This is a genomic window from Nonomuraea monospora, assembly GCF_039531895.1.
In the GTDB taxonomy this organism is placed as follows: Bacteria; Actinomycetota; Actinomycetes; order Streptosporangiales; family Streptosporangiaceae; genus Nonomuraea; species Nonomuraea monospora.
The window spans coordinates 12,394-24,451 of sequence record NZ_BAAAQX010000049.1; the positions used below are offsets into that span (position 1 = coordinate 12,394).

Consider the following 12,058-nt stretch of genomic DNA (forward strand, 5'->3'; position numbering starts at 1 on the left):
TCCATCCCATGAGAAGGGTGAACCCGATACTGCCTTCCCGGCCGGTCGCGGCCTCGGCCGTGCCGATGCCCGACTGGTCCGCCGGCGGCGACCTCGCCGCGGTGGTGGCGGAGCTCGCGCGGCGGCCCGCCCTCGTGTCCTTCGAGTCCACCCGCGCCCTGCGCGAGCGGCTCGCCGGGATCGCGACGGCCGGCGGGTTCGTCCTGCACGCCGGTGACTGCGCGGAGCTGTTCGCCGAGGTGCTGCCCGGCCTCGTCACCCGCAAGGCCGCGCAGCTCTGCGAGCTGGCGGCGATCCTGGCCGGCGTACGCGACCCCGCCCGTACCGTGGTGGTGGGCCGGATCGCCGGCCAGTTCGCCAAGCCGAGGTCGTACCCCTCCGAGGCCGTCGCCGACGGCTCGCACGTGCCGATCTACATGGGCGACGCGGTGAACGGCCTGGCCGCGACCCCGCTCGCCCGCACACCCCAGGCGGGACGGTTGCTGCTCGCCTACGACAAGTCCGCCGAGGTGCTCCGTCACCTGGCCGCCATCGCCACCCCCTACCCCGTCTTCACCAGCCACGAGGCCCTTCTGCACCCCTATGAGGAGCCGCTGGTCCGGCCCGCCGGGATCACCGGCACGGCCTATGCCTCATCCGCGCAGGTCCGGCCCGCCGCAGTCGCCGGCACGGCCTACGCCTCGTCCGCGCACCTCCTGTGGGTGGGCGACCGCACCCGCCAGGCCGACGGGCCGCACGTGGCGCTGGCCGCGCGGATCGCCAACCCGGTGGCGGTGAAACTCGGCCCGGCCGCCCGCCCGGAGGACGTCGCCGCGCTCGTCGAGGCGCTGGACCCCGCGTCGTCGATCACGTCGTCGCCGAGGCGCGAGCGTTCGTCCACGTCGCCCGCCACCACGGCGTACGCCCAGCGGGCCTGCACCTGGAGGTCACCCCGGACGACGTGGCCGAGTGCCTGGACCACGCCGACCGGCCGCTGCCGGCGCGGCCTCTGTGCCCACCGCCCACCTGACCGACCGAACGCGCAGGAGACCTGCCGATGCCAACCGCAATCCCCACGATCCAGCCGCTGGTCGCCGGTGAGCCCATGGACACCCACGACCGCTCCGACCTCGTCGGCGTGCATGGCGCCCGCGTGGCGGAGGTAGGCCTGGCCGCGCCGCTGACCGCGGTGCCGGCGGTGAAACGGGTCCGTGACGCCGCCGACGGCGTACCGCCCGGCCAGGAGACGCTCTCGCGTGCCGCCGAGATCCTCCTCACCGAGGAGGTGAACGGCGAGTCCCCCGAGGACTACCTGATCCGCTGCGCGCTCGCCACCGGCGTGCCGAAGCCTGTCGTCCGCGACGGCCTGCACTACCTGGCGCGGGTGCTCACCGACGTCCAGCGGCACAACGCGCTCGATCTGCCGCCCATCCCCGACGTCGACGGCGTCGCCGCCCGCTGGATCCCCCGGGGCCGGCTCTTCTCGATGCTCACCAACCTCGGCACCCACTCCGGGGGCAACTCGTTGTGGGTGCGGGCCCTGTCGATCGGCTACAGCGTCATGATCCGCCCGGGACGCGCCGATCCGTTCACGCCGCACCGGCTCATGGGCGCGCTGCTCGCGGCCGGGGTCGCGCCGGAGAAGCTCACCCTGCTGCCGGGCCCGGACCGGCTCGGTCACCTGCTGGTCGAGCACGCCGACGCCGGAGCCGTGCAGGGGCCGCCCAAGCTCACCCGGCAGTGGGAGCGGCGGCGCGACGTCCGGGTGAACGGCCCCGGCCGCAGCAAGCTCGTCATCGACCACGAGCCCTCCGCCGCCGAGCTCGACTACCTGCTGGACACCGTCCTCGGCGACGGCGGTGTCCGCTGCGACAACGTCTCGGCCATCCTCACCACCGAGGATCCAGGCGCGCTCGCCGACGCCCTGGCCGAGCGGCTCGCGGCGACCCCGGCCCACCTCATCACCGACGACCGGGCGCGGCTGCCCGCCGTGTCGGCCGAGCGCGCCGTCGTCCTGCGCAAGCACCTGGGCGAGCTGGCCGCCGGCCTGGCCGACCACACCGCCCCGCACTACGGCGGAGACCCGCTGGCCGCGCTGGACGACGGCTCGTACGCGGTGCGCCCGGTGGTGCTGTCGGCGCCGAGCTCCGGCCATCCGGCCGTGCACACCGAGCTGACCTCGCCGTTCGTCGTCGTCGCGCCCTGGCTCCCGGCCGAGGGCGTGGCTCCCTTACGCGACTCCCTGGTCGTGACCGTGCTGGGTGACGATCACCTGGCCCGCCTGGCGGAGAACGAGCCTCGCATCGGCCGCGTGGTCACCGCCCCCGTGCTGCCCTGGGCCACGATGCCGCCGTCCCTGTACGGCGACGGCCTCATGCACATGCTCGCCGTCCGCAAGACGACCGTGATCGGTGGTGGCCGGAGTTGATCCGCTGCCTGCTCATCGACAACTACGACTCCTACACCTACAACCTGTTCCAGTTGCTGGCGCAGATCAACGGAGTCGATCCCGTGGTCGTCGCCAACGACGACCCGCGCTGCGTGGCGCTGGCCGCCGAGCTGGACTGCGTGGTCATCTCCCCAGGCCCTGGCGACCCCGGCAACCCGGAGGACTTCGGCCGGTGCGCCGACGTCCTGCGGGAGGCGACCGTACCCGTGCTGGGGGTGTGCCTCGGGCACCAGGGTATCGCGGCGGCCGGCGGCGGCGCGGTGGAGCGGGCCCCGGCCGCCCGGCACGGACACGTCAGCCTCGTCCGTCACACAGGCGACGAGCTGTTCCACGGCATCCCGCAGAACTTCAGAGGAGTGCGCTACCACTCGTTGCGGGTGCCCGAGCCGCTGCCCGGCCACCTTGAGGCGACCGCGTGGGCGGAGGACGGCGTCCTCATGGGGCTGCGCCACCGGCGCCGCCCGATCTGGGGAGTGCAGTTCCACCCCGAGTCGGTCCTGACCGAGTACGGGGCCCGGCTGCTGGCGAACTTCCGGCGCATCGTCGAACGGCACCACGGCCGGCCCGCGGGGCGGGTCACCGGCCTGCTGGAGTACACCGCGCACACCCGCTCGGTCCCGCTGCGCGCCGGGAGCGAGCCGGTCTACCACGCGCTCTTCGGCGGCTCCCGGCACACCATGTGGCTGGACAGCGCCCGGCACGGCCCCGGCCTGGCCAGGTTCTCCTATCTGGCCGAGGCGTCCCCCGCCCACGGCGAGGTGCTGACCTACCAGGTCGGCGAGGGGGAGGTCGCCATCGAGACGGTCGGCGCCGGCACGCGGCGGGTCGCCGGGTCCATCCTGGAGATCCTGGACCGGGAGCTCCGGCGGCGGTCGGTGCACACGCCGGAGCTGCCGTTCGACTTCACCGGCGGGTTCATCGGCTACCTCGGGTACGAGGTCAAGGCCGACTGCGGGTCCTCGGCCAAGCACTCCTCCGAAGTGCCGGACGCCGTGTGGATGTTCCCCGACCGGTTCGCGGTCATCGACCACGCCGACGACACCCTGCACCTGGTGGCCCTGAGCGTCGCCACGCCGGAGTCGGAGCGCGCGGCGGCCGCCTGGCTGGAGTGGGCGGCCACGACCGCGGGCGGAATCACGCCTGCGCCGCAGCCGCCCCGGGGCGGCCCGGCGAGCGGCCCCGCCCTGCGCGCGGTGGCGGAGGCCGGCCTGGTGCGGGGCCGCGCGCGCTACCTGGCCGACGTGCGGCGCTGCCAGGACGAGCTGCTCGCGGGCGAGTCGTACGAGATCTGCCTGACCAACGCGGTGCGCCTGCCGGCCGTCGTGAGCCCGCTGCGCTTCTACGGCCGGATGCGCGCCCGCAACCCCGCGCCGTACGCGGCGTACCTGTCGGCCGGCGGCGTCCAGGTCGCCTGCTCCTCCCCCGAACGCTTCCTGAAGATAGACAGGGGCCGCGTCGTGGAGAGCAAACCGATCAAGGGCACCGCTCCCCGTGGCGGCACCGAGGCGGAGGACGAGCGCCTGCGCACCACGCTGGCCACCGACCCGAAGAGCCGCGCGGAGAACCTCATGATCGTCGACCTGCTCCGCAACGACCTCGGCCGGGTGTGCGAGCCCGGCAGCGTGCACGTGCCCGCCCTGATGCAGGTCGAGTCGTACCAGACCGTGCACCAGCTCGTCTCGACGATCCGCGGGCTGCTGCGCCCTGAGGCGTCGGCCGTGGACTGCCTGCGCGCGTGCTTCCCCGGCGGCTCCATGACCGGCGCGCCCAAGCTGCGCACCATGGAGATCATCGACGAGCTGGAGACGGAGGCGCGCGGCCCGTACTCGGGCACGATCGGGTTCCTGGGCTGCGACGGGACCGCTGACCTGAACATCACGATCAGGACGGCGGTCTTCACCCCCGACGGCATCAGGATCGGCGCGGGCGGCGCCATCGTGCTGGACTCCGACCCCGCCGACGAGTACGAGGAGATGCTGCTCAAGGCGTGCGCTCCGCTCCTCGGCCTGGACGAGGAGCCCGCGCCGGGCGAGCTGGTGGCCGGCGGCGGGCTGTCGGAGGCGGCCCGGTGAACGTCCACCAGCAGATCGAGCGGCTGGCCGAGGACGGCGGATGGCTGGGGCGCACGGCGTTCTGGGACGACGGCGTCCCGTACACGCACGCGGCCCTGCACCGGACGGCCGCCGTCGCCGCGGCCGGGCTGGCCGCCCGGGGCGTCCGCCGGGGCGATCGCGTGCTGCTCGCGCTCCCCGACGGCGTGGGCCTGGTCGCCGCCTTCCTCGGCGCGGCGCGGATCGGCGCGCCGGCCGTCATCGTCAACCCCGACCTCACCGCCTCCGACCACGCCAGGATCGTCGCCGACTGCGCGCCGCACACGATCGTCGCCGGCGCCGCGCTGAGCGGCCGCCACGACGCGGCCCGCCAGGTCACCGCCGGCGAACTGCTCGCCCTGGGGCGCGCCCGCCCGGCCCCTGCGCCCATCGACGTCGGCCCCGGCGAGCCCCTGTACGTCCAGTACACCTCGGGCACCACCGGCGCGCCCAAGGGCGCGGTGCACACCCACGGGCAGCTCGCGGCCTACCAGCGATGCGTCGGTGAGGGCGTGCTCGGCGTCCGCGCCGAGGACGTGCTGCTGTCGGTGTCGAAGCTGTACTTCGCCTACGGCTTCGGCAACGCGCTGGTCTTCCCGCTGTTCACCGGGGCGGGGGCGGTGCTGTTCGGGCACCGGCCGAAGGCCGCGGAGGTCGCGGCGGCGATCGAGCGGTACGGGGTCACGCTGCTGTTCTCCGTGCCCGGGTTCTACGCCAAGCTGCTCGACCACTGCCCGCCGGAGGGGTTCGGCTCGCTGCGCGCCGCGGTCTCGGCGGGCGAACGGCTGCTTCCTGCGCTCGGGGCGAAGCTGACCCGGTCGCTGGGGGCGCCGGTGCTGGAGCAGATCGGCGCCACCGAGGCCGGTCACGCCTACTGCGCCAACACCGTCCGGGACAACGCCCTCGGCACCATGGGGCGGCCGGTGCCGGAATGCGAGCTGCAGATCCGCGGCGAAGGCGGCGGGCCGGTCGCCGACGGCGAGATCGGGGAGCTGTGGGTGCGCGGCCCCATGATCATGCCGGGCTATCTCGGCGCGCCGGAGCTGACCGCGAGGGTGCTGGCCGACGGCTGGCTCAACACCCGCGACCGGGTGAGCCGCGACCCCGACGGCAGGTACGTGCACCATGGCCGCACCGACGACATCGAGGTCGTCGGCGGCATCAACGTGGCGCCGGCGGAGATCGAGGCGGTGCTCGCCCGGCATCCCGGCGTCCGCGAGGTCGCCGTGGTGTCCGTACGCGACGACGCCGGCGTCACCTCGCTGCGCGCGTTCGTGGTGCCGGGCACACCGGGGATGGACGCGGCGCGGCTGGAGCCGGAGCTGATCGCGCTCGCCCGCGAGCAGCTGGCCGCGTTCAAGGTGCCCAAGTCCGTCCGCGTGGCCGCGGAGCTTCCGCGCACGCACACCGGCAAACTCCGCCGCTTCGTTCTGCGCGCAGGCGCCGAGGCGGCGGGCGGACCGCTCAGAAAGGACGTCTCCTCATGAGACCTGCCGTCGTTCTCGCGGCGACCATGATCGTGTGTGCGGCCCTGCCGCTCCCCGTGGAGGCCGCCGCCACCGCGTCGTCGCCGGTTCTGTCCGCGCCCCGGGTCGTCGCGGAGGGCCTGGCCCATCCGCGCGGCATCCGCGCCCTGGCCGACGGCGTGGTGCTGGTCGCCGAGTCCGGGCGGGAGGGCACCGAGCCGTGCCTGCCCAGAAGCCCCGGCAGCGCGGGAGCCGAGCAGTGCCTCAGCCGGACGGGTGCCGTCTCCCTGTTCACGCACGGCCGCAAGACCACGCTCGTCGGCGGCACCGCCTCGCTCGGCACCAAGGACGGCGCCTTCGCGCACGGGCCGAGCGACATGCTGCTCACGCCGAAGGGCCTGGTCGTCGTGATGGGCCTGGCCAACAATCCCACCGGACGCGAGGCGCTCGGCGAGGCCGGCCGTGAGCTGGGCACACTCGCGTACGCCGGCCGCAAGGGGCTGCGGCCGTTCGCCGACCTGGCCGCCCACGAGATCGCCCAGAACCCGGACGGCGGCGCGGGCTTCGCCGGGCTGTGGTGTCACCCGTACGCCGTGCTGGCGGACGGCAACGGGTTCCTGGTCGCCGACGCCGGGGCCAACGCGCTGCTGCGGGTGGCCGCGGACGGCGCCGTCTCGGTCGTCGCGGTGTTCCCGGCGCAGACGGTGACCACCCCCAACGGACCCGCGCAGGTGCAGGCGGTGCCCACCTCGGTGGTACGCGGCCCGCGCGGTTCGTACTACGTCGGCGAGTACACCGGATACCCGTACACCGGCAAGGTCGCGCGCATCTGGCACGTGGTCCCCGGGCAGCAGCCGCGCGTCTTCGCGCAGGGCTTCTCCCCCATCCTCGACATGGACGTCGACGCCAGGGGACGGCTGCACGTCCTCGAGGTCGAGTACACCGGCAGCCCCCACACCGTCCCCCCGCCGGCCGGCCGGGTCACCCGCGTCGAACCCGACGGGACGGCCGTGCCCGTCGTCGCCGAGGGCCTGACCATGCCCAGCTCGCTGTCCTTCACCCGCGACACCCTGTACGTCGCGGACAACTCGGTGTCGGCCAACGGCCGGCTGCTGGCCTACCGGCTGTCGTGACCGACCTCGGGAACGACGCCGACGTGGCCAGGGCCGCCGCCGGCGCGCAGGTGGCCCGCGTGCAGAGGCGGACCGTGCGCGTGCTGGCCGTCACACAGGTCGTCGGCGGCGTGGGCGCGCTGGCGGGCACGACGGCCGGCGGGCTGCTCGCCGCGTCCGTGGCAGGCGATCCGGCCGCCGCCGGATACGCGCAGGGCTCCCAGGTGGCCGGGGCGGCACTGCTCGCCCTGCCCATCGTGCTCGTCATGCAGCGGTTCGGGCGGCGCCGGGGCATGGTCGCGGGCTTCACCACCGGGCTCGCCGGCGCGTGCGTCGCCGTCCTGGGCGGCTGGACGGACTCGCTGCCCGTCCTGATCGCCGGGCTCATCCTGTACGGCGCCGCGACCGCCACCAGCCTGCAGTCGCGCTACGCCGCCACCGACCTGGCCACGCCCGCGCAGCGCGCCCGCGCCCTGTCCACCGTCGTCTGGTCGGCGACGGCCGGCGTGGCGATCGGCCCGAACCTCGTCGGGCCCACCGCCGCGATGGCCGAGCGGGCCGGCCTGCCCCCGCTGACCGGCGCGTACGTCTTCGCAGCGGCGGCGTTCCTGATCGCGGCCACGGTGGCCGGGACGATGCTGCGCCCCGATCCCCTGCTCCTGTCCCGGCGGATCTCCGGCGAGCCGGCCCGGCCCGCCCCCGGCGGGGCCTGGGTGCCGCGCCTGATCCTGACCACCCCGTCGGCGCGGCTGGCGCTGATGACGATGGTGGTGAGCCACTCCGTCATGCTGCCGCTGATGGTGATCACCCCCGTGCACATGGCGGAGGCGGGCACCGGCCTGACCGTCATCGGCGCCGCGGCCAGCGCCCACGTGCTGGGCATGTACGTCGTGTCGCCGCTGGTCGGCCGGCTCTGCGACCGGTTCGGACGACGGGCGGGCCTGGTGACCGGCGCGGCGTTGCTGCTGACGGCCATCGTGGTGGCCACCACAGCGGGCCACGACTCCTGGCGCCTCACCGCCGCGCTGGTGCTGCTGGGTGTGGGCTGGTCGGCCTGCCTGGTCTCCGGTTCGCTGCTGCTCAGCGAGTCGGTCCCGGCCGCACGGCGCCTCCGGGTCCAGGGCACGGCCGACATGACGGTGGGCCTGTGCGCGGCGGCGGGCGGGCTGATCGCCGGCCCGGTGGTCGGCACGTTCGGCTTCACGGGACTCACTGTGGGCGCGGGCGTCATGGTGCTCTGCCTGATCGCCGTACAGGTGCACGCCCTCCTCGCAGACCGCGCCGGATGAGCGGGGCCGAGGTGCGGTTGCGGCTCATCGGCGAGCTCGCGGCCCAGGTCGGGGCGCGCCGCCTGACCGGCGCCGAGGTGGGCAGCCGCAAGGCTCGTACGCTGCTCGCGCTGCTCGCCGTCGCCGACGGGCGGCTGGTGCACCTGGACGCCGCCGCGGAGGCGTTGTGGGGCGACGCGTGGCCGGCGCGGCCAGGGGACAACGTGGCCACGCTGGTCAGCAGGCTGCGCGCCACGCTCCACCCCGGCGTCGTGCTCGGCGGGCGCAGCGGATACCGCCTGGGCCGGCACGTCCGCGTCGATCTGTGGGAGGCGCGTGAGCTGGCCGGCGTCGCCGAAGGCGCTCTGGCGAGCGACGCGCCACGGGCCATGCGGCTGGCGGGCGACGCCGTCCGCCTCGTGGCCGGCGCCGAGGTGTTCCCCGAGGGCGGGGACGCGACGTGGGCCGAGCCCGCCAGGACGGCGCGGGCCGACATCCTGCGGCGGGCGCTGCACGTGAGCGCCGCCGCCGCGCTGCGCCGCCGGCGCCTGCCGGAGGCGCGACTGGCCGCCCAGTCCGCCGTGGCGCAGGATCCGTTCGACGAGATCGCCTGCCGCCTGCTGATGCGGGCGTACGAACTGGCCGGGGAGCCCGCCAGGGCGCTGGCCGCCTACGAGCGGCTGCGGGCCACGCTCGCCGAGGAGCTGGGCATCGATCCCACGCCGGCCACCAGCGCCCTGCACGTGGCGATCCTCCGCAGCGCCACGCTCACCCCCTGACCCTCGGCAGCCCGGCCGCCGATGGCTGGGCGGGCGCCGTCAAGTCGCCGGCTCCCGGGTCGGGGAGCAGCACGGAGGGCAGCGGGCAGCCGGGGTGCATCCGCAGCAGTTGGTACGCGACACCGCCGACCCCGGGCAGCAGCCCCGGCACCAGCGGGTTCCCGGCGAACCCGCTGGAGGGGCCGAACTCCTCGATCCCGCTGAGCACGCGGGCGTCCAGCCGTTCCCTGTCGACGTCGAGCACGCCGGCGCCGGCGGCGAGCGTGAGCACCTCCCAGGCGCCGAGATCCCCGTGGGCCAGGGTGTGGTCGCGGCCGAAGCCGTCCGCCCGGCACACCTGCGCCGCCCGTGCCAGGACGGCGCGCCACCGCGCGGCGCCCATCGGGTCGCCCGGGGCCGCCCGCCGCAGCTCGTCCGCCGCGACTACCCCGATTCCGCCGGCCCCATGAGCCCAGGTGGCGGCGACCATCGCCGGGTGGCCGGGTCGCTGCGGTTCGGCGGCGAGATGCTCCGGCGCCTCACGCACGGCGGCGGCTGCAAGAGCCGCCACCGCCGCGTTCCCGGTGACCGCCGCCAGCCGGGACAGCGCCCAACCGATCCCGGCGGCACCGTGAGCCACCCCGGCGGGATCGTGGGACGGGTCTGTGCTCCCCCACCGCGGGAGACCGTCGTGGGTCTCCGCCGCCGCCACCAGCCGGGACCCGATCTCCCCCGCCAGTGCCGCCGCGGCGGCGTGCCCGCCCTCGACGTGCTCGTCCAGCCTGAGCAGCGGCACCACCGCCCCCGCCAGCCCGTCGAAGAGCCCCGGCGATGCGTCGCCGTCCAGCGAGGCAGGCAGGCCGGCCAGCGCGGCCGACGCCCGGGACACCGCCTCGGCCCGCCCGACCGCACCGAGCCGGCCCAGCAGCAGCCAGGCCCAGATCCGCGACCCGGCACCGAGATAACCCCCGGCGACCTCCTGAGCGCCGGCCGACAGCAGGGCGTCCCCGGTGTCGCGCAGGGTGCGCAGCACGGCTCGCAGCAGCTCTGCCACCTCGGGCACCGGATCCGCCCGGCCGTGCTCCACCTCGTGCTGGTAACCCGACAGCAGCACGGCGATCCCCGCCGTGCCGCCGTACATGTCCGGCCCGAGCGGCAGCACCGCCCAGCCGGCCGGGTCGAGCACCGGCCCGATCCACGTGGCGCTGCCGTCGTCCCCCCGCACGGCGGACGCGGCCAGCCCGCGCACGATGCCGGCCGCCGCCGAACGGCGGCGCCGGTCCAGGTCAGAGGCACGCACCCGGCGCGGACCCACGGTCCGCTCACCGCGCAACCACCCGTCGTTCAGGTACGCGCCGACCACGGCGGACCGGACGACCTGCCGTTCCACCCCGAGGTCGGCCGCCCGCCAGCGGTGCAGCGTACCGGCGAACAGGTCGTCCGCGGTCTTCCACGTCGTCCCGCGCGGCCCGGTCAGCACTCCGCTGCCAGGCGTGGTGGAGTACACGGGGACGTCGGCGACCAGCAGGTCCGCCACCTCGGCCGCGATCACGGCGGGATCGTCCGGCCGGCCGGGCACGTCGTCGGCCTGGCGGGCGAGCACGGCCTCGGCTCGTGCGCGGGCGGCGGGCTCGTCGTGCAGCGACGCCGGGTGCCACAACATGCGGCCCAGCTCGGCGTACAACTCGGTGGAACGGGCGACGACCCGGACCGGCACGTCGGCGAAACCGGCGAGCATCGGCTCCAGCTCACCCGCCCCGTCCAGACCCCGAAGCCGCTCGGTGAGCTCGGTGAACCCGGCGACCACCTGGTCCCAGTACGCGCCCAGCACCGGGTCGGGGCTGGGCAGGTTCCGCTCCATGGGCACCTCCACGCGAGCCCGGCCCACCCTGGCCTGATCGGTGCCCGCGTCCAGGATGACCTGCAGCTCCGCGGCCGGCTGCTGGCCGGGCAGCGAGCCGATCCCGGACGGGTCGATCCCCCGCCAGCCGAGCGCCACCCCCCGGTCCGGCAGCAGGCCGGTGCTCAGCACCGAGCGGCCGAGCAGCGCCGCCGCCCTGTCGGTCGCGTCGCCGAAACCCAGCTCCAAGGCCGGGGGCAGGGGCGTGAACAGCGTCTCGCAGTCCACGACGACGGGCACCGGCCCGGCCGCGATGAGGTTCTCCGCATGCAGGTCGCTGCCGCCGAGCAGGAGCATCACCGCGAGCCAGTGCCCCAGGCCGCGGTGGAAAGCGCGCAGTTCCTCGTCGCCGTCGCAGTAGCGGTGCTCGACGTACTCGACCCAGCCGTAGCCGCCCCGGGCCACGGCTTCCGGCACCCGGATCCGGGTGCCGGACGGCTCGGCGTGCAACACCCGCTCCAGGAACCGCGCCAGCGCGCGGTCAACGGTCACCGGCCGGGGCTTGTACGCGACGCTGCCGCCCTCGCACCCTAGAAGAACCACGGTCTGCCCGCCCCGATGGCTGTCCCCGGCCGCGAACTCCACCTCGACCAGCCCGGTCCCACCGCCGTCCATGAGCGGGCCGAGTGCGGCGCGGTCGGAGCCGAACCGGCGCGCCAGCCTCAGCGCCGCCGCGCACCTGTTGCCGATCACCCGGCGCAGCCGGGGCAGCAGCGTGGGATAGTGGCCGCCCAGCGAGGTCCAGAAGGCGGGGGTGGCCGTCTGGGCCTGCCACTCCGCCCACCGGGCCGCCGGATCGGCTGCGGTGAGCCGGCCGGTGAGACGGGCCGCGTGCAGCTCCAGGAGCAGGACGCGGTCGATGAGCCGGCGTACGGTGTCGCGCAGTGCCGATTCGGCGGCGGCGTGCAGCACGTCCCGCTCCGCCTCCGCCAGCCCCGGAACCGTGCCGAGCCGGGCCGCCAGCCGGAGTAGGGCAGGTTCCAGCAGGTGGCCCGGCACGGTGTCGTTCACGGTGTCGTTGCCCGCGGGTGCGGAG

The 12,058-nt window shown here is 75.4% G+C and carries 8 protein-coding genes; 7 read left to right on the forward strand and 1 reads right to left on the reverse strand.

Annotation, left to right across the window (positions count from 1 at the left end; all coding sequences use genetic code 11):
* Positions 1-17: 17 nt before the first annotated feature.
* Genes ABD331_RS53265 through ABD331_RS53295 form a run of 7 tightly spaced genes read left to right on the forward strand, consistent with a single transcriptional unit; the run spans position 18 to position 9,143 of the window.
* Positions 18-1,145: a 3-deoxy-7-phosphoheptulonate synthase gene (locus ABD331_RS53265; protein WP_344493939.1), complete on the forward strand. Its 1,128-nt coding sequence runs from the start codon at positions 18-20 to the stop codon at positions 1,143-1,145.
* Positions 1,037-2,407, forward strand: a complete 1,371-nt coding sequence (locus ABD331_RS53270) for an aldehyde dehydrogenase family protein (protein WP_344493941.1) — start codon at positions 1,037-1,039, stop codon at positions 2,405-2,407. Before ABD331_RS53265 ends, ABD331_RS53270 begins: the two co-directional genes overlap by 109 nt.
* Complete coding sequence (gene pabB / locus ABD331_RS53275) at positions 2,404-4,500, forward strand: aminodeoxychorismate synthase component I (RefSeq protein WP_344493943.1); 2,097 nt, start codon at positions 2,404-2,406, stop codon at positions 4,498-4,500. The genes ABD331_RS53270 and pabB overlap by 4 nt, the downstream gene beginning before the upstream one ends.
* Positions 4,497-6,005, forward strand: a complete 1,509-nt coding sequence (locus ABD331_RS53280) for an AMP-binding protein (RefSeq protein WP_344493945.1) — start codon at positions 4,497-4,499, stop codon at positions 6,003-6,005. The genes pabB and ABD331_RS53280 overlap by 4 nt, the downstream gene beginning before the upstream one ends.
* Positions 6,002-7,117, forward strand: coding sequence for a ScyD/ScyE family protein (locus ABD331_RS53285; RefSeq protein ID WP_344493947.1), 1,116 nt, complete (start codon positions 6,002-6,004; stop codon positions 7,115-7,117). The genes ABD331_RS53280 and ABD331_RS53285 overlap by 4 nt, the downstream gene beginning before the upstream one ends.
* A complete protein-coding gene (locus ABD331_RS53290; RefSeq protein WP_344493949.1) occupies positions 7,114-8,385 on the forward strand; it encodes an MFS transporter in 1,272 nt (423 codons plus the stop codon). Before ABD331_RS53285 ends, ABD331_RS53290 begins: the two co-directional genes overlap by 4 nt.
* Positions 8,382-9,143, forward strand: coding sequence for an AfsR/SARP family transcriptional regulator (locus ABD331_RS53295; RefSeq protein WP_344493951.1), 762 nt, complete (start codon positions 8,382-8,384; stop codon positions 9,141-9,143). Before ABD331_RS53290 ends, ABD331_RS53295 begins: the two co-directional genes overlap by 4 nt.
* Here ABD331_RS53295 and ABD331_RS53300 read toward each other — a convergent pair.
* A complete protein-coding gene (locus ABD331_RS53300; protein WP_344493953.1) occupies positions 9,133-12,033 on the reverse strand; it encodes a type 2 lanthipeptide synthetase LanM family protein in 2,901 nt (966 codons plus the stop codon). The two genes, ABD331_RS53295 and ABD331_RS53300, sit on opposite strands and share 11 nt — an antisense overlap.
* Positions 12,034-12,058 lie beyond the last annotated feature (25 nt).

Excerpts from the sequence above, each read along its gene's own strand:
- ABD331_RS53295 (WP_344493951.1), top strand. The coding sequence starts at position 8,382 with ATGAGCGGGGCCGAGGTGCGGTTGCGGCTCATCGGCGAGCTCGCGGCC.
- ABD331_RS53270 (WP_344493941.1), top strand. The coding sequence starts at position 1,037 with ATGCCAACCGCAATCCCCACGATCCAGCCGCTGGTCGCCGGTGAGCCC.
- ABD331_RS53285 (WP_344493947.1), top strand. The coding sequence starts at position 6,002 with ATGAGACCTGCCGTCGTTCTCGCGGCGACCATGATCGTGTGTGCGGCC.